Source organism: Lysinibacillus composti (assembly GCF_016908465.1).
In the GTDB taxonomy this organism is placed as follows: Bacteria; Bacillota; Bacilli; order Bacillales_A; family Planococcaceae; genus Ureibacillus; species Ureibacillus composti_A.
In genome coordinates this window covers 137711-156962 of the sequence record NZ_JAFBDY010000004.1, presented here as the reverse complement: position 1 = coordinate 156962, position 19252 = coordinate 137711, and the positions used below count along the sequence as shown (strand labels likewise).

Annotated in this window: 15 protein-coding genes; 7 read left to right on the top strand and 8 right to left on the bottom strand. The window is 34.7% G+C overall.

What is annotated here, in order from left to right; genetic code table 11:
* Positions 1 to 89: 89 nt before the first annotated feature.
* Together JOD29_RS06950 and JOD29_RS06945 are read right to left on the bottom strand one after the other, a co-directional pair.
* Entirely contained in the window at positions 90 to 659 is a 570-nt protein-coding gene (locus JOD29_RS06950) for a TetR-like C-terminal domain-containing protein (protein ID WP_124763882.1), read from the bottom strand.
* Positions 660 to 1379, bottom strand: coding sequence for an MBL fold metallo-hydrolase (locus JOD29_RS06945; protein ID WP_124763881.1), 720 nt, complete (start codon positions 1377 to 1379; stop codon positions 660 to 662).
* A gap of 332 nt (positions 1380 to 1711) precedes the next feature.
* On the opposite strand from JOD29_RS06945, the gene JOD29_RS06940 reads away from it, so the two are divergent.
* The gene (locus JOD29_RS06940) at positions 1712 to 2206 is read left to right on the top strand and encodes a L,D-transpeptidase family protein (protein WP_124763948.1); all 495 of its coding nucleotides are present in this window, start codon (positions 1712 to 1714) and stop codon (positions 2204 to 2206) included.
* 73 nt (positions 2207 to 2279) lie between these two features.
* Here JOD29_RS06940 and JOD29_RS06935 read toward each other — a convergent pair whose 3' ends face one another.
* Both JOD29_RS06935 and JOD29_RS06930 read right to left on the bottom strand, forming a co-directional pair.
* Complete coding sequence (locus tag JOD29_RS06935; protein WP_124763880.1) at positions 2280 to 3005, bottom strand: hypothetical protein; 726 nt, start codon at positions 3003 to 3005, stop codon at positions 2280 to 2282.
* A gap of 137 nt (positions 3006 to 3142) precedes the next feature.
* On the bottom strand, positions 3143 to 5620 hold the full coding sequence (locus JOD29_RS06930) for a bifunctional diguanylate cyclase/phosphodiesterase (RefSeq protein ID WP_158610533.1): 2478 nt from the start codon (positions 5618 to 5620) through the stop codon (positions 3143 to 3145).
* Positions 5621 to 5905: 285 nt separating this feature from the next.
* On the opposite strand from JOD29_RS06930, the gene JOD29_RS06925 reads away from it, so the two are divergent.
* The 3 genes from JOD29_RS06925 (at position 5906) to JOD29_RS06915 (ending at position 11251) form a co-directional block, all read left to right on the top strand.
* Positions 5906 to 7570, top strand: coding sequence for a ribonuclease J (locus JOD29_RS06925; RefSeq protein ID WP_124763878.1), 1665 nt, complete (start codon positions 5906 to 5908; stop codon positions 7568 to 7570).
* Between the two features lie 204 nt (positions 7571 to 7774).
* A complete protein-coding gene (locus JOD29_RS06920) occupies positions 7775 to 9397 on the top strand; it encodes a catalase (RefSeq protein ID WP_124763877.1) in 1623 nt (540 codons plus the stop codon).
* A 291-nt stretch (positions 9398 to 9688) separates the two neighbouring features.
* A complete protein-coding gene (locus tag JOD29_RS06915) occupies positions 9689 to 11251 on the top strand; it encodes an alkaline phosphatase family protein (protein ID WP_124763876.1) in 1563 nt (520 codons plus the stop codon).
* Between the two features lie 57 nt (positions 11252 to 11308).
* Here the strand turns inward: JOD29_RS06915 and JOD29_RS06910 are convergent, their stop codons facing one another.
* From JOD29_RS06910 to JOD29_RS06895, 4 genes are all read right to left on the bottom strand, one after another.
* A complete protein-coding gene (locus tag JOD29_RS06910; RefSeq protein ID WP_124763875.1) occupies positions 11309 to 12706 on the bottom strand; it encodes a SpoVR family protein in 1398 nt (465 codons plus the stop codon).
* Positions 12707 to 12760: 54 nt separating this feature from the next.
* The gene (gene yhbH / locus JOD29_RS06905; protein ID WP_124763874.1) at positions 12761 to 13921 is read right to left on the bottom strand and encodes a sporulation protein YhbH; all 1161 of its coding nucleotides are present in this window, start codon (positions 13919 to 13921) and stop codon (positions 12761 to 12763) included.
* Positions 13922 to 14131: 210 nt separating this feature from the next.
* Positions 14132 to 16027, bottom strand: coding sequence for a PrkA family serine protein kinase (locus tag JOD29_RS06900; RefSeq protein ID WP_124763873.1), 1896 nt, complete (start codon positions 16025 to 16027; stop codon positions 14132 to 14134).
* A gap of 392 nt (positions 16028 to 16419) precedes the next feature.
* A complete protein-coding gene (locus tag JOD29_RS06895) occupies positions 16420 to 17682 on the bottom strand; it encodes an S-adenosylmethionine decarboxylase related protein (protein WP_124763872.1) in 1263 nt (420 codons plus the stop codon).
* Positions 17683 to 17960: 278 nt separating this feature from the next.
* On the opposite strand from JOD29_RS06895, the gene JOD29_RS06890 reads away from it, so the two are divergent.
* From JOD29_RS06890 to JOD29_RS06880, 3 genes are all read left to right on the top strand, one after another.
* A complete protein-coding gene (locus JOD29_RS06890) occupies positions 17961 to 18185 on the top strand; it encodes a spore coat associated protein CotJA (protein ID WP_124763871.1) in 225 nt (74 codons plus the stop codon).
* Complete coding sequence (locus JOD29_RS06885; protein ID WP_124763870.1) at positions 18182 to 18445, top strand: spore coat protein CotJB; 264 nt, start codon at positions 18182 to 18184, stop codon at positions 18443 to 18445. The genes JOD29_RS06890 and JOD29_RS06885 overlap by 4 nt, the downstream gene beginning before the upstream one ends.
* Before the next feature lie 222 nt (positions 18446 to 18667).
* Positions 18668 to 19246 (top strand): manganese catalase family protein, encoded by a 579-nt coding sequence (locus JOD29_RS06880; RefSeq protein WP_124763869.1) that lies wholly within the window; start codon positions 18668 to 18670, stop codon positions 19244 to 19246.
* Positions 19247 to 19252 lie beyond the last annotated feature (6 nt).

Sequence of the window (19252 nt, the reverse complement as noted above, 5' to 3'; positions counted from 1 at the left end):
TTTTCACCTATTTTCTTTTTAATGTTAAAAAACAAAAAGACAATCCCCCTTCAATTTTCAAAAGGAATTGTCTTTACAAATTGTGCTGTTTAGCTTCCTAATTGATTTAAATAAGAAATAAATCCAGCTATTAACACTTGAAAGCTTTCTTCAGGCTCAACTGCTAAATTAAAAGCCTGTTTTTGCTCTAAGGATGAGAACCCATGAAGGATACTTCTTAGTGCTCTAATAGCATGGATTGTATTTTCATTTGTTAAATGATAGTCACTTAAAATGTTTGATAGTAGTTGAATGATTTTTCTACTTGCTGTCTGCATTTCTTCGTCATTTGGCTCAGGAGCACTTAGTGTAAGATCATATAATCCGTTATGTTCCCTTGAAAACTCTAGATACCCATATGCCATTGAAATTAGTGCCTCATCTTTCATTTTCCCCTTTGCTGCCTCGGTTAATTTTTCATTTAGTAATGTTAATCCGCGAAGGGAAAGATGCCTTTTAAGTTCTGGTAACCCTTGAATATGATTAAAAAGTGAGGGTGAACGAACATTTAACTTCCTCGCAATAGCCGCAAGGGTTACATTGTCTACGCCATCTGTATCTGCAATTTCCGCTGCTGTATTGATAATAGTCAATAGATCTAATCCAACTCTTGGTGACATCTATGCTCCAACCTTCTTCAATTTCTTCTCAGCTTCAAAAATAGCTTGTTGAATATTTTGTACTGGATTCTCAATTACTTGCCCATGACCTACTGCAAGTAATGAAGGATTTAACTTTAGAATCTTTTTGGCGCTTTCAAGGGATAAGTCTTTGTTCCAGGTACCAAAAGCCGGAAACGGAAAAAGAGGAACAAATTGACCACAAATCGCAATCTTCCCTTGCGTCTGTAAAGCATCTCCAGCCATCAATATTCCGTTCGTTTTATCAAAAAGAGAAATAGATCCTGGTGTATGGCCCGGTGTTTCAATCACTACTAAAGAGCCAATTAGATCATTTTCCTTTAATAATCGATCAGGCACTGTTTTTAGGTTTTTAGGGATATCACCTTTTATCGGGGTTTGTGGCTCATCTTGATCTAATGATTTATCGCCCTTCATTAAACGACTGTCACGGACTGAGATAGATACACATACTTCTGGGAATTCTTGTTTTAAAAAATCTAGTGCACCAAGATGATCACCATGGGCGTGTGTCAAAATGATATTCGTAAGAGGTTTACCTAAACTTTGAATCTCTTCAACAATTCCCTTAAAACTTGCCTGCATACCTGTATCAATTAATGTCAATTCATTTTGTTCCTCATATAGGTAACAATTTATTGGAAATAATTTTGGCCATAGCGTTAATTGAACTATTCGATTAAACTTTTGTACTTTCAAAATAATCAACTTCCCTTCTAGAAATTTTATACAACCCAAAACAAATACGAATCCCAACAATAAAAGTATAAAATTGCTTCATCATTTTTCCATACTCCAAAAGATCCCTAGCTCTTAACTCCTCCTCTAGAAACTAATGCCGTTAGTTTTATTATAACTAATACTATTAGTTTGTAATGTTAAGATTTTGTAAATTTATTCCTTATGGATTTTAAGTATGTACGAATGAAGAAATGAACTTCATTGGCAGATTAAATGACTAAGTAAAAGGAACTGACTCATCCACTTCTTCATAGATTAGAGAGAATAACAAAATGAACGGAGATGTTGAAATGCTTCATACAGTTATACCGGGTGAAACATTACTGCAAATCTCAAGAAATTATCGTACTCCACTGCAAATTATCATCGGTGCTAATCCAACGATTAATCCAGATATGATTTATGTAGGTCAACAAATTGAGATTCCAGGCTTGCCTGATCCTGATACTATTCCCTATCGTATTGAAGTTTCGATTAATGATCGTACACTTAAGCTTTATCGGAATAATGAATTACAAAAGATGTATCCAATAGCGGTTGGTAGAATGCTTTATGAAACACCAGTCGGAGATTTTGTTATTGTCAATAGGCATCCTTATCCAGGTGGACCTTTTGGTACAATGTGGCTAACGTTATCGAAAGAACATTATGGTATCCACGGTACAAATGATCCAAGTTCAATCGGAAATGCAGTATCAAAAGGCTGTGTCCGAATGTACAATCAAGATGTTGAAGAATTAGCAAGTATTGTCCCAAACGGTACTGCTGTTACAATTCGCCCATAAAAGGAACATGCATTTTTGTCATAAAAAAGGTGTGCAATGAATTCAGCCTTCATTACACACCTTACTTATCAATTTAACTCCATCTTGTAACAGGTACTCTCTCTTTCTCGTACCGTTTAATAATAATACTTAGTTTTTGATGCCATTCCGTACATTCTTTTAAAAGATCTTTATACTCTTCGCTATCTTTTAAAATTGGTTCGTCACTTTCTAAGAAGGAAAATTCAACAATTGGCTTTTTCAAGTCATCGATGACTATTTTTATGCTTAGCTTGAATACTCCATCCTCTACATCTCTGTCTCCTAATCCATCATTTTCCTCCTCATCTTTTTCATTCTGCTCTTCTGTTTCTGATAAATGAATAACTGAAGTACCGCCTTCTTCTAGGAGAGAACCTGCTAAAAATCCACCTTTCGAGAATAATGTTAGAATTTTACCATCCTCTACAATGGCTGCTTCATAAAGTTGATGAAAATCAACTTCTATTTCCCTGAATTTTTCATCATAGTCTTCTTTCTTCAAAATACAAACTTTATTATTTTGTTCATCTAATAATAGTGCTGTTAAATAATCTTCTGATACAATCCTTTGTGTATGGGGAAATTGTAAAATTTCTTTTTCCGTTTCCTCTATTAATTCATCCTCCCTTCTGAAATTTTCCTTTCGATATTCAAAATAACCCCAAATAAACAGAGCAATAGCTAAGAATAAAAAGATTCTAGCTGGTACAATATGATCCACTGAAAAAGCTAAGAATAAATAAATGATACTAAGTATAACGATTAAGATAATCTTCAAGACTGCCCACCTCTTTAAAATTTTTAGTTAGTCCTATTAAAAACAACAGTTATAGTTTTCTTTTATAGCAATCTATTCATTTCATAAAAGTTTCATTCTATTTCTAAGAAAAAAAAAAAGAATCCAACAAGTGGATTCTAAATTTTAACGGTTTCTTCTTCGTTATATTGTTTAATTGTTCTAGTAATATACTCAAAATTGGCAGGTTTACTAATGTAATAGCCTTGGATCAACTCACAATTGTAGCTATTAAGCATATCAAATTGTTCTTCATATTCGACGCCTTCTGCAACAACATGTAGGCCTATATTGTGAGCAAGGTTAATGATTGTTTCAACTATTTTTCTTTCCTTTTCAGATTGTAGCATGGCATCAATAAAGCTCTTGTCAATTTTCAAATGATCGATTGGTAGGCTGTTAAGATAACTTAATGATGAATATCCTGTTCCAAAATCATCCAGATGAATAGATATTCCAAGTCTTTTTAATTCTTCTAATTTCCTTTTATTCACTTCAAAGGATTTCATAATAGAAGTTTCCGTAATTTCAAGCTCAATCCAATCTGGAAAAACCCCTGTATCTATAATGATATCTCGAATATTTCTTACAAAATCTTGCTGCATAATGTGAAGAGGTGAAATATTGATTGAGATGTTTATAGGCTCGTCCAAGTAATGATTTATCCGTTGAATAGATTCACAAGCTGAACGAATTACCCATTTATCAATATCAATAATTTGCCCTGTTACTTCAGCTGTTTGAATAATTTGCATGATATTAAATGCTGAAAGTGCGGATGACTTTACTCTTAATAATGCTTCTACCTGAGTAATTCTTTTCGCCTGTGTATTATAAAGCGGTTGGAAGAAAAGTTCAAAACCATTATTCTTTAAGCATTCACGGATCCCAAGCTCAATTTTCAATTTTTCTTCGACTTCATGTTTCATACCTTCATCAAAGATTTGGAATCCATTTTTTCCTGTTTCTTTTGCACGATACATTGCCATATCTGCAATTTTTAATAGCTCTTCTGTAGTTGTTGCATGAATAGGATAAATCGCAACCCCAATACTTGCACTAATATTTAAGCTTTTTCCATTAACAACCACTGGACTATCAAAAACACTAATAATTTCGCTAGAAATCCATTCTACTTGCTCAATCGATTTTAAATCATGAAATAATAAAATGAATTCATCTCCGCTAATTCTTGCAACATCTTTCTTTTTTATGGAAATAGAGTTTAACAATTTTGCTACTTCAATAATCAACTTATCACCGAATGAATGTCCCAATGAATCATTAATCACTTTGAAGTTATCTAAATCAAGGAAAATAATTGCCTTTAACATTTGGTTAGTATTATTTTCTACTTCTTTATAGAGAACTTCGAGTAAACTTCTTCTATTAAGTAAACCCGTTAACGAATCGTAAGAGGCAAGTTGTTTTACCTTTTCCTCACTTGCTTTTAAAATTCTCTGTGATTCTTTTAGTTCCTCATATTTAGAGCGTAAACGTTCTTCTGTAGATTTAAGCTCCTCATTTGAAATGATCAAATCCCGATCCCGTTTTTTAATGGCTTGGATCATACTATTAAATCCTTTTGCTAAACGAGCTACTTCCTTATAATCTCTTTCTCTTGCAAACACATGATAATTTCCACTTTCAACAGTAGCCATAAGTGTACCTAATTTTTTTAGTGGTTTAACTCCCCTTAACGTACCGATATATGCGATAAAACTAAATAATACAAGACACAATACACCCGCTACTAAAATAGGCAGGAGACTTTTAATTACATTACTTCGAATCTCTTTTTCATTAATAGCAGTAACAATAGTCATCCCGTTTTGCTTAATTGTGTTCGAATGAAGCAGATATTTTTCATTGTTAATTTCGTATGGGACATGTCTCTCCTTTGTTGCTTTTATCATTTCAAAATGCTGGTTTCCAAATAAAGAGTTGCTGATAACATTATCGCCATTTGCTAACATAGTTCCACTACTACTCAGTAGTATGACTAAGCCATCTTCCCCAACTTTTGATTTACTAATTGTATGACTTATTTCTGCAAGACTAAAATCTAATGAAATTACACCTAAAATTCCTTCTGGCCCCTCTACTGCTTTCGCAGCAGAAATAATGACTTTCGGTGAAACAAAATCTAAATATGGCTCAGTCCAAATTACTTCCCCTTTATTGCTAATCGCATCTTTATACCAGTTATATTCTTTTGGATTATAACTAAACGGAAAATTCCCTGCATTTGCTTGGTAATATCCGCCGTTCTCTAAACCAAAAATTAACCTTCCACCAGATGGAGACATGTCCTGATATTGCTTAAGCAGCAAAGTAATATCATTACTATTTCCTTCATGCTTATTTAGCAATAGAAGAGATTGATTAAGTTGCTCTAAAAACGTTTCAATGTTCGAAAATTCATATTGAAAATTAAGCAATGTTTGACTTAAGACATATTCAGATTCATTTTTATATTGGTTTACCAAGTTTCGATTTAAACTTTGATAGGTTAGAGCACTAAATAATAATGTAGTAGTAAAACATACTATTATTATTAAAATAATTGCCCAAAACTTAATACTTTTCGATTTCAAAAGGTCCACTCACCTTCATTCATACCTTATTTCCTTTTAATTGTTTCTAATATCATACTATAGATATGTAAACGCACTGTTAATTTAATTACATAATTAGACAATTTACCGACAAATTATTATCTCTTTTAAAAGCTCCTTCAAATATAACTTTCGTATAAGAAAATAAGCAAAAAGCTATACTATTGTTGGAAGAAACAAAAAAAGAAGTCTTTTTCAAAAACATCCATTTCAACTTAGAGAATCAATCTTCAAAGAATTTGTTATTGAAAAGAGGTAATTATTTTGTCTGTTAGAGAAAACGCACTTTCAATTTTTGCCCTAGGTGGCATAAATGAGATTGGTAAAAATATGTACGTAGTAGAATATGGTGATGATCTTGTCATTATTGATTGTGGTGGGAAGTTTGCAGATGAAAGCTTATTAGGTGTTGATTTAATCATCCCCGATTTTACTTATTTGCAAGAAAATCGAAACAAAATTCGAGGACTAGTTGTAACACATGGGCACGAGGATCATATTGGAGGTATTCCCTACTTTTTAAAGAAATTAAATGTCCCAGTTTATGCTACCCGCTTTACTCTTGGATTAATCGAATTGAAATTAAAAGAACATAAAATTCTCCGTGAATCAACACTGGTTCAAATTGATTCGAATTCCGAATTGGATTTTGGTGAAATTAAAGTAAACTTCTTCAAAACAAGCCATAGTATACCTGATTGTTTAGGAATCGTCTTTAATACACCAGAAGGAAAGGTGGTCCATACTGGAGACTTTAAGTTTGATTTGACACCAGTTAACGACCAACACTCTGACATTCACAAAATGGCTGAAATTGGAAACGAAGGCGTAGTGATGTTAATTTCAGAGAGTACAAATGCAGAGCGTCCTGGATTTACTCCTTCTGAACAGGAAGTTGGAGGACATATTGAGAAAGCATTTATGGGGGCAAAAGGAAAGATAATTATTTCAACTTTCGCTTCAAATGTTAATCGTGTGCAACAAATTGTTCATGCTGCCTTAAAGACAAATCGTAGAATTGCCCTCTTAGGTCGAAGTATGGTTAACGTCGTTGCTGTTGCGAGAGAACGTGGATATTTAGATATCCCAGACTGGATGCTTATAGATACAAAGGAAATAAACAATATCCCTAATGAAAGAATCGTCATATTATGTACAGGTAGTCAAGGGGAGCCATTAGCCGCGCTTTCCCGATTATCACGGAATAGCTATCGCGATGTGAAGGTATACCCTGGTGATACAGTTATTTTTGCAGCCTCACCTATTCCCGGGAATGAGAAAGATGTATCAAAAATTGTTGATAACCTCTTCCAATTAGGGGCCCATGTAATCTATGGTTCTTCAACTATTACAGGTATGCATGTTTCAGGGCATGGCTATCAAGAAGACTTAAAATTAATGTTAACTTTGATGAAACCGAAATATTTCATTCCGATCCATGGTGAATATCGTATGCTCCATCTACACCGCCAATTAGCTGAAGCGGTAGGAGTAGAAAAAGGGAACACGTTTATTATCAAAAATGGGGACGTTGTAGATATTAAAAATTCAGAAGCCCGTCAAACACGAAATATTCCGTCCGGGGATGTTTATGTGGATGGTCTTGGCGATGATGAAATTGGAGACATCGTTTTACGAGATCGTAAACAATTATCTGAAGAAGGAATGCTAGTCATCGTTATTACTATTAATAAGTCTGACGGTAAGCTCGTATCTCCCCCAGATTCCATTTCCCGTGGATTTGTATATGCAAAAAATGCCGAGGAATTAATCAACAACGTAAATCAAGTTGTCGTGTCGACAATTGGAAATTTCAAAGAAGCCAATGTTCATGGTATGCGTAAAGCAGTTCGAAAAGAAGTTGGCAAATACCTAGATCAACAAACAAAGAAAAAACCAATGATTTTACCAATTATTATCGCAATTTAATTTATTATTTCCCCTACCTTTGAATAAGCAGCTGAAGTGTCAACAAGTAAGTAGATTCTTCATCTGCTTTTTTCTATGTGAAAACAATCCCTACCTATTAATAATAGAATAAATTTAAAATTTAATGGAAAGTATAGTAGTGAATTTTGGTAGTAAAATTCTAAAATTTCCATGTTTACTATGAATCATGAGGGGATGAAAAAAATGGATAAAGACCAATCTAATCAAGAAAAAAATCAAACCAACTTTGAAGACGATCAAACACTAACAAATAGACAAGGGCATCCCGTAACAAATAACCAAAACATTCGTACTGTTGGAAATCGAGGCCCAGCAACACTCGAAAATTACGATTTTATAGAAAAAATCAGCCATTTTGACCGCGAAAAGGTACCTGAGCGCATAGTCCACGCACGTGGTGCAGGTGCCCATGGGTATTTTGAAGCTTATGGGACTGTAGGCGATGAACCAGTTTCTAAATATACTCGTGCAAAATTGTTTCAAGAAAAAGGGAAACAAACACCTGTTTTTGTTCGTTTTTCAACAGTTGTTCATGGTCTACACTCTCCCGAAACAGTACGTGATCCACGAGGATTTGCTGTTAAGTTCTATACTGAAGATGGAAACTGGGATTTAGTTGGTAACAACTTAAAGATTTTCTTTATTCGAGACGCAATGAAATTTCCGGATATGATTCATGCATTCAGACCAGACCCAGTAACAAATATCCAAGATGCTCGAAGATTCTTTGACTTCTGTGCAAATTCACCAGAGTCTTTTCATATGGTAACACTTGTTTACTCACCATGGGGTATTCCAGCAAATTATCGAATGATGCAAGGTTCTGGAGTAAACACATATAAATGGGTGAATCAAGAAGGAAAAGCTGTTCTTGTTAAATACCACTGGGAACCAAAACAAGGTATTAAAAATTTAACGGTAAAAGAAGCTGAAGAGATTCAAGGGAAAAACTTTAACCATGCAACCCAAGACTTATATGAAGCCATTGAACGTGGTGATTATCCTGAATGGGAATTGTTTGTCCAAATTATGGAGGACGGCCCACATCCTGAATTAGATTTTGATCCACTTGATGACACAAAACTTTGGCCAAATGATCAATTCCCTTGGCTTCCAGTTGGAAAAATGGTACTAAATAAAAACCCTGAAAACTTCCATAACGAAGTGGAACAAGTTGCCTTTGGAACTGGTGTCCTTGTAGATGGACTAGATTTCTCCGATGATAAAATGTTACAAGGCAGAACATTCTCCTATTCTGATACACAGCGTTATCGCGTAGGCGCAAACTATTTACAATTACCAATTAACGCGGCCAAAAAACGTGTAGCAACAAATCAAGAAGGTGGTCAACTTCGATATTATAACGATAAAGCCCCAGGTCAGAACCTTCATGTAAATTACGAACCATCAAGTATGGGCGGTTTAAAAGAAGCTGAACAATCTGGAAAAGAATATACGCCACATATTGAAGGTGACTTAGTCCGCGATTCAATTGATCGAGAAAATAATACAAAACAAGCCGGAGAAACTTATCGCAATTTTGAGCAATGGGAAAAAGACGAACTAATTAACAACCTAGTAAACGACCTTGCTATTTGTCCAAAAGTTCTTCAAGACAAAATGATCGCATTAGCCGAAGAAGCTGATGAAGAATATGGCCGTCGTTTAAGAGAAGGTATTGCGTATAAAATGAAAACAAAAAACACCGAAGAAATTGCAGAGGAATTCCATCCGCTTGGGGCAAAAGATGCTGCACAAGCGGTGAATGATGCCATCAAAAAAGCGCGCAACTCAAAACCTTATTAATCAAAGTTATTTTACCCGCACCTATTCCTTTAAGCTATTTCCATTATAGAAAAAATACTTCAAATATAACTCGAGCCCTTGGTGAAGGGCTCGAGATTTTTTGTGTAGTATTGTCTTTACCTAATTTTTAACACTTCTTTTACGTATTGAACTTCCGTATTGAACTTCCTTTTATAAAAGCTTTCTGATATTCCCCAGTATCCCCTATATCTTTCCAACAAAAGAAATCATGTATTATTAATACTTTTCTAGCCATAATAATGTAACTTCTATATAAAAAGGTGAAATTAAATGAAGCTGAATAAAGTACTTCTTATAACTATTACAATAATGATTGTCGTCTTAATACTTGTCTTTTCATTTTCATTATCACCAACAAGAGAGATAGCTCCAACTGGTGATGTACCTACTGATAAACCAATAATATTTATCACAGTAGACTCACTAATGTCAGAACCTCTCCAAAAAGCAATTGACCAGGAGAAAGCTCCCGCACTATCTTTTTTAATCAATCATGGACAATTTCATAGAGATATGATTAGCTCCTACCCTACTATGTCGGTAGCAATTGATAGTACCGTACTAACAGGCACATACCCCGACCAACATAAAATCCCTGGACTCATTTGGTTTAACAAAAACGAAAGTCGAATCATTAGCTATGGAAGTGGTTTTAGGGAAATATGGAATAACGGAGTAAAAAATGTTACCCACGATAGTATTATTCGCTTAAACAAGGAACATTTGAGCCAAAATGTTGAAACCATTCATGAGGCGCTTTCAAAAAAAAATCTCGCTTCCGCATCAATTAATGGATTAATATTTCGTGGAAATACAGAACAAGACTTAAATGTTCCTAAGCTAGTTTCATTCACTGGCCTTTTACCTAAAAGTTTACAGATGAATGGACCAACTATTCTTTCTTTAGGGGCGCTATCTCAGTATAATCCGAAGAATGATTTTCATAAATTTATTTGGAAACGAATGGGTGTGAACAACCAATTTACAGTAAATGAGTTAAAGTATCTAATCGAAAAAAATAACCTCCCCTCATTTACCTTTGCCTATTTACCTGACGAAGATGCTGAACTACATAAAAACGGACCGGGTGATATAAAGGCTATTGAAAGAACGGATCAGTCTATTCAACAATTATTAAATAGTTATCCATCATGGGAAGATGCGATAGATCAAGCAATTTGGATCATTTTTGGTGACAGTGCTCAATCTTCAGTAAAAGATAATAAAAAGACGGCATTAATTAATTTAAATAAATTATTAGAAGACTATTCATTTTGGGATACTGACAAGCCAAATGGACAAATTGCAATAGCTATCAATGAACGCATGGCATATATTAATTTAATAGACGAAAACATTGACCCACTTAACATTGTAAAAAATTTACAAACTGACAATCGTATTGGATTCATTGCTTGGAAAAATGATGGTATTAATTATGTGCTTTCACCAGAATCTAATGAACCATTTACCTTTTCAGTTAATGGACCTATTACAGATCAATATCAACAAACTTGGACGATAGATGGCGATCCTTCTATTTTGGACTTAACCATTCAAGAAGGAACGATTAGTTATGGAGACTACCCTGATGCACTTGCACGATTGCATGGGGCGCTCAACTCACATGAAGGCCCATTTATTATTGTAGACGCTAAGCCACAATATGAATTTATAGAAGAACATAGCCATGATCATGCTGGTGGCGGAGCACATGGTTCACTTCATAGGATTGATTCACTTGTTCCCCTCATTATTACTGGTACAAATCAGAAACCAAAATACAATCGACTTGTCGATTTTAAACAGTGGATTATTGACCTTACTGAATAGATTTTCTCTTACAAATAATCTAGCCCATGAATAGTGGATATTCATGGGCTCTTTCCTTTATAAAAAACGTCGATGACTCTTTCTTCCATCATAAGAATATACAACAGGTTTTCCCTCAATATACGTTTCGACATGAACTGAACGACCCCATAACTGATAAATATAAGGCAGAACATGTTCCAAATAATGTGGGTCAAGTTCTGTCCCTTCATAGCGATGTGCCAAATACAATTCACCATTTCTTAAATAGTCGCCATTTTCAACTTCGATATATGGGAAGCCGCCATTCACGCGCATTGAAACTAGTTGATCACGAATATTTTCATAATCTTTATCCGTAATAACATAATCATTTCCTTTTTTTGCAAATAAGAATAAGTCCTCTTTCTTTACTAAATCCTTCGTTAAATAATTTCGGATAAAGGAAATGTCTGATTCAATTTCTCTTACTTCAAAGATCTTTTCTCGACCAGAATTTGGTTTTACGCCAATACGTTTCATTTCTTCGGTTGGATTATTATAGCGGGATTCAATATCTTCAAATATCTTCAATCCAAGATAGTATGGGTTGATGCTAGTTTTAGACGGCTGAACAACACCTGCATTTAGCTTTGCATACTCAATTGTTTCATCCGTAGTTAAATCTAACTCTCTCATAATGCGTTGATGCCAGTAAGAAGCCCATCCTTCATTCATAATTTTCGTTTCCAATTGCGGCCAGAAGTAAAGCATTTCTTCACGCATCATCGTTAAAATATCTCTTTGCCAATCTTCTAATTCACGACTGTAATGTTCGATGAATAATAATATATCCTTTTCAGGTTTTGGAGGGAATTGTCTTTTCTTTTGTACTGGTTGCTTTTGTACAATTTCCTTTGAATCTAACCCCCATAAATCATCGTATGGTGATTTGGATAATATGATCTCCTCTTCTTCCTCGTCATAGTCGTATCCGAATTTTGAGCGTAATAATAATGGATCAATATGTTCTTGAATCGCTAACACGGCATCTAAAAACTTCTCAACTTCCTCTTTACCATAATCCTTTTCATAACCTGCAATTCGTTCTGCAGTTGCTGTCATACTTTCAACCATATCTCTTCTTGTATTGGAGAATCGCACATTATTTTTAAAGAAATCACAATGAGCTAAAACGTGAGCAATAATTAACTTATTTTGAGTTAACGTGTTGGTATCGAGCAAAAAAGCGTAACAAGGATCCGAGTTGATGACAAGTTCGTAAATTTGACTTAGCCCTAAATCGTACTGCAGCTTCATTTTGTGAAATTGTTTCCCAAAACTCCAATGGGCAAAACGAGTAGGCATTCCATATGCACCAATTGTGTAAATGATTTCTGCTGGACAAATCTCATAACGCATTGGGAAAAAATCAAGTCCAAAACCTGTTGCAATTTCCGTAATCTCTTCAATCGCTCGTTGAATTTCTTTTTCCACAGCTTCTTACCCCCTCCGCGCTTTTTATAAGAATACGGGCAAAAATTCTTTCAATTATGCCTCTACTTTTTGGAAAAAGCTTTTTAACGCATCATAAACATCTTTCTTTTGTTTTAGAACATGATATCTAAATTTTGGATTATCAATTTTTTTATAAGCAGACATTAAAGTTGAATAGCGGTTAAGAGCATTCACTTCTCCATAACCAAACATGCTAGAAATCTCCATTAGTTCACGCACTAATTTTAAACATTTTTCGTTATCCGATACCATGTTCTCTCCATCCGAGAAATGAACAGGATAAATATTATAACGAGATGGACTATACTTACCATGTACAAGGTCGAGTGCTTTTACATAAGCAGATGAACAAATTGTTCCTCCACTTTCACCTTTTGTAAAGAACTCTTCTTCTGTTACAATTTTTGCCTCCGTACTATGGGCAATAAATTCAATTTCGACTGACTGATATTTTGTTCGCAAAAATCTAGTCATCCAGAAGAAAAACGTTCTTGCACAATACTTTTCAAAATTCCCCATTGAACCACTTGTATCCATCATTGCTAACACAACCGCTTTTGATTCAGGTTTATTAATGTCATCCCATGTCTTAAATCGTAAATCATCATTATGAATAGGAGTAATTTGTGCTTTCCCTTTCATCGCATTACGTCTAATTGCCGTTAATATTGTTCGCTTCTTATCAATATTGCCCATCAGACCTTTTTTCCGAATATCATTAAATTCGATTTTTTCCTTTGTTATTTCTGCCATCTCTTTTTGTTGTAAATTCGGAAGCTCTAGCTCTTTAAATAACATATTTTGCACATCTTCAATATTTACTTCTGCTTCATAATAATCTTCACCCGCAACGTCCCCAACTTTTTTCCCTTTGCCGGGTGCCTTTCCACTTCCCGAATTTCCATCACGAGCTACAACATCTCCAACTTTACTGTCGCCCTGCCCTTGGCCAACATGCTTAGATTTATCGTAGTTATAACGAATTTTATATTCATCTAAAGATCGGATAGGGATTTTAATAACTTCACGGCCATTTGACATGATAATGCTTTCTTCACTAATCAAATCTGGCAAGTTATTTTTAATTGCTTCTTTAACTTTCTCCATATGTCGCTGCTGATCTTGATATCCTTTGCGATGGAGTGACCAATTTTCCTGAGAAACAACAAAACTCTTATTATTATTTTCACTCATTTTATCCTCACCCATCTATCCGTAAAAATTTTATTGTGATTATATCCCTAAAACATTAACTTACTTAAAAGCAAAAAAAGTTGCTTTTCTTATAATATGCGAATTTTCTGACATATTGAACTTATTTTGAAAAACAATTACAAATCAATATTGAAAATTAAAGATAAAAAAAGAGTGTCCTTAAAAAATATGGGACACTCTCTGGAGTTACTATCGATTTAGCAAACTACCTACGTAACGCAGTAATTCATTTGCCGAAGTTGTTGTATATCCATGTTCATCTACAAGTCTTGCAACTACTTCATTAACCTTCTTAAGTTGTGATTCATCAGGCGTACTTGATGACGTTGTAATTTTCACAACATCTTTTAAGTCCGCAAATAGTTTCTTTTGGATAGCCTCTCTTAATCTTTCATGAGAGTTATAATCAAATCTTTTTCCTTTTCTTGCAAAGGCAGAAAGACGAATTAATATTTCTTCACGGAACGCCTTCTTCGCATTTTCAGAAATTCCAATTTGTTCTTCAATAGAACGCATTAGTTTTTCATCAGGATTCATTTCTTCACCTGTTAATGGGTCGCGAAGTTTATTTTTATTGCAGTACGCTTCAACATTATCCAGGTAATTATTCATTAACGTTTTAGCAGACTCTTCATAAGAGTATACAAACGCCTTTTGAACCTCATTTTTCGCAATTTCATCGTATTCTTTTCTTGCAATAGCAATGTAATTCATATATTTCTCTTTATCTTCTTGTGAAATGGATGCGTGTTGATCTAATCCATCTTTTAATGCACGTAATACATCAAGTGCGTTAATTGAAGGTACTTCTTTACGAATAATTGCAGAAGAAATACGGTTAATAATATAACGAGGGTCAATCCCGTTCATACCTTCATTTGGATATTCTTTCTTTAATTCAGCAATATCAACTGAGTTAAATCCTTCAACACTTTCTCCATCATACAGACGCATTTTCTTCAAAATATCAACATTTTGCTTTTTCGGTGGCTCTAACCTTGATAATACCGAGAAAATAGCCGCTGCACGTAAAGCATGCGGTGCAATATGAACATGTGCCATATCACTTTCTCGTATCATTTTTTGATAGATTCTTTCTTCTTCACTTACTTTCAAATTGTAAGGAATTGGCATGACAATGATCCTTGAATGAAGGGCTTCATTCTTCTTGTTCGCAATAAATGAACGATATTCCGTTTCATTCGTATGTGCAACGATTAATTCATCTGCACTGATTAATGCAAAGCGACCCGCTTTAAAGTTTCCTTCTTGCGTTAACGATAATAAATGCCATAGGAACTTTTCATCTAACTTTAACATTTCCTGGAATTCCATCATACCGCGGTTAGCTTTATTTAATTCACCGTCAAAGCGATATGCACGTGGATCAGACTCAGATCCAAATTCCGCAATAGTTGAAAAGTCGATACTACCAGTTAAATCTGCAATATCTTGTGATTTTGGATCGGAAGGTGTAAATGTCCCAATTCCAACGCGTTTATCTTCAGAGAAGAAAATACGCTCAATCATTACATCTTCAACTCGCCCGCCATATTCTTCTTCAAGTCTCATCGTATTCAAAGGCGATAAACTACCTTCTATACGAATGCCATACTCTTCATAAAATTCTTCACGTAAATGATGAGGAATCAGATGTAATGGATCTTCATGCATTGGACAACCCTTAATTGCATAAACTGCGCCCTCATCTGTTCTTGCATATTGCTCAAGACCTCGTTTAAGCATTGTCACAATCGTTGATTTACCACCACTTACTGGTCCCATCAATAATAAAATACGCTTTCGAACGTCTAGTCTTCTTGCTGCTGGATGGAAATACTCTTCAACTAATCTTTCAAGTGATTCTTCAAGTCCAAATATTTCTCTACCAAAAAATCGATACCACTTTTGTCCATTTTTCCCCTCTACACCAGCGCTTTTAATCATGTTGTATACACGTGAGTGTGCTGTTTGTGCAACTTCAGGTCTTTCTCTTACAATCTCTAAATACTCAGCAAAAGTACCTTCCCACTTCAACCTATCTTCTTCTTCTCGGTAATTTCTTACCTTTCGTAAAATATCGATGTTCTTCCCTCCTATCAGGGCGAGTTTTATAACATATTATGAAGTTGGGCAAATTATGATAACCAATACTTTTCAGAATGTTTAGCTTAAATGTCGTGAAAAGTCCATTTAGCTTGCTTTCCAATGCTCAAAAATTTTTTGCACAAGCATAAAGAAAAGCGGAGAACGACTGTTTAGCTCCGAACACAACTGGCCGACAAAAACGCCACGTCCGTGTGGCATTGTCGGCACTAGCACATCCTGTGCGTCGGAGAAACCGACAAGAGGGCGCTTTTTGCCCTTGAAGGCGGTTTTAATGTTTCCCTTAGAGATTAGCTCCTCCAGTTAGACGCTATTCAAGCTCTGAATGAAATAAAAAAACCACCGATTTTTCTGGTGGTTTTGGATCGGAATTACTTTTTTATTCTGTCGAGTAGTAGCCCATCTGTTTGATTATTTTCCCCAGTTACAAATTCGGTCATATAGTGTTTTAGATAATCACCAAAACCGTTATTTGTCTTCAATAAAAGCTCATCCACATAATAGGCACCCTTAGGAATTGGATCTAATAGTAACACCGCCAAGGATGCATAAAGTCCACATGCTACTTGAAAATACGTTGCGTTTACTTTATATTTAGAAAACACTTCATCGTTTTTCATAACATTGTACACATATGTTTCTCGATCTTTATAAACCATTAGCACTCCACATAAATCTTCTCCCTCTAATTCCGCATTAAGAGGATTTAGAACTTCCATTTCAAAGTCCCATAACTTATTAACGTCATCAATATTTGAACGAATGATCTCTGTTGTATGATCGTTAATCTTATAAAGAAAACCACTCTCCAAATTAAGGAACTTTGCTAAACTAAAAACTTCTTCATGTTGCATTAAACAGCCGTAAAATTGTTTGTCCCCCAACGTCACTTTAAATTCAATATCATAAACTTGTTCATATAAGAAAAGTGGTGTTTTGTATTTCACAAACATTGGATAGCTTAAAATGGCTTCATCTAGAAACAATTCTGGTGTCCATGTAGTATAGATAACATCTTTCTTTGCTTTCTTTTTGTCTTTAAAAAAGGAATTATCGTGTTCAACGATATAGCATGCAAGAGGCGAATCATTTAAGGTATTTTTCTTGAGAAGCTCTATTGCCATCCATTGAACTACACCAGGATTCATTCCTGAACAAAGTATAGCGACCGAATTATTAATGCTATCCTTATGTTTCTCTAAATGCATAACTCTTTCGGTTAAGCCAAAACCTTCAAATAATTCTTCATTGTCATCGATAAATTTATTTTCTAATGCCGTATTGACATAATTAATACCAAGCTTATTACAACATTGGATCATTTCTACTGTATCTGCCCATGACACATCAACTACTACAGAAGTATTTGTAGTTTTAAGGTGCTCAATTAAGCGGCTTTGATCATTTAATTCAAATTGGTGAAAAACCAATTGATTTATTAAATTGGGATAGAATTGTCGATATGTTTCTTGGGACATTACTTTTTTATCTACTAGATGAATTAATCTATTTTTAAGAATAGAATGGACGGGATCCTTAACATCTTGAACACTTTCATTGAGTATTGACAGAATGGCTCTTGCTACACCACCTGAACCACCTAATATTGTAATTGATTTATGATTTCCCTTCATTTTACCACCTCGCTTTCTCACTTCTAACATATGAAAATTTAAGCTAACGAGGTAGGTAATAATCTATTAAATACATAATTAATAGATTATTACTTTTTGTTAAAAGCTTGATCGATAAAAATATCAACCTATGCCAAAGAAATAATAGTCTAATAAACTTTAAGTTTTTTATTTTATGTATTGTTCATTACAAAATCAAGAAAGTGGAATTTCTTTTGAATATAACTAGAATGCAGGTCATATACATGAGTGATGCAAATATCGGAAAGGAGGATTACATGCATTCTCAATTTAAGTATTGGAAGCCTTATGTAAGTCCGTTTGACCCTTGTAAACCGATTTTAGTAAAGAGCTATTCAACACCACCACAACTTTACATGAATTTTCAACCAATTGGATTAGCACAATTCCAATCCCCAATACAAGCACTAAAGCACGGAACGCTTTGGCCACAGTTATATAGCCCTTACCCGGATCCACATAAAGGGGTGAAACCAAAATGAGTAAACAAATGCCACCTGAGTATTATCAATGTCTTGAAGAGCTTCAAGCAATTGACTTTGTTTTGGTTGAGTTAAACCTTTATTTAAATACACATCCCACTGATCTCGAAGCCATTAAGCAATTTAATGAAACTGCTCAAAAAAGCATGCAACTTAAGCATAATTTTGAACAGCAATTTGGCCCCCTAATGAATTTTGGTAGAAGTTATTCAAGTTATCCTTGGGATTGGGATGACACACCTTGGCCATGGCAAGTATAGAGCTTTCTTGTGCACAAATCTTCACTTCTAAAGTAAGCAATTACGTGAATACCAACTGGTAATGAACTAGTACACCACTGTTCTAACTCTTACAAATTAGCTTTTTTTGCTTATATTTCGATGAAAGACATATGATTTCTCAAAAATTACCCTCATAAGAGAGGGTAATTTTCTGTACACAACTACGCATAGCTCATTCAATATGAGGGAGGTTAAGAAGGAGTGTATTATTACGAAAAGAAGCTCCAATATCCAGTAAGAGTAAGTACATGTAACCCCATGTTAGCTAAGTTCTTAATTGAACAATATGGTGGTGCAGATGGTGAATTAGCTGCTGCACTTCGGTATATGAATCAACGCTATACAATTCCAGATAAGGTTATAGGCGTTTTAAACGATATTGCAACTGAGGAATTTTCTCATCTTGAAATGATTGCCACAATGGTCTATAAACTCACAAAAGATGCATCACCAGAGCAAATGAAAGCGGCAGGTTTAGGAGATCATTATGCGAATCATGATAGGGCTCTATTTTATCATGATGCTTCAGGTGTCCCATGGACGGCAGCATATATCCAGGCCAAAGGTGACCCAATTGCAGACTTGTATGAGGATATTGCAGCGGAAGAAAAAGCCCGTGCCACTTATCAATGGCTGATTGACATGTCCGATGACCCCGATCTAAATGATGCCTTGAAGTTTTTACGGGAAAGAGAAATTGTACACTCTCTTCGATTCAGAGAAGCTGTTGAAATTATTAAAGATGACCGTAACACGAAAAAGATATTTAAATTAGGCTAATCTCTA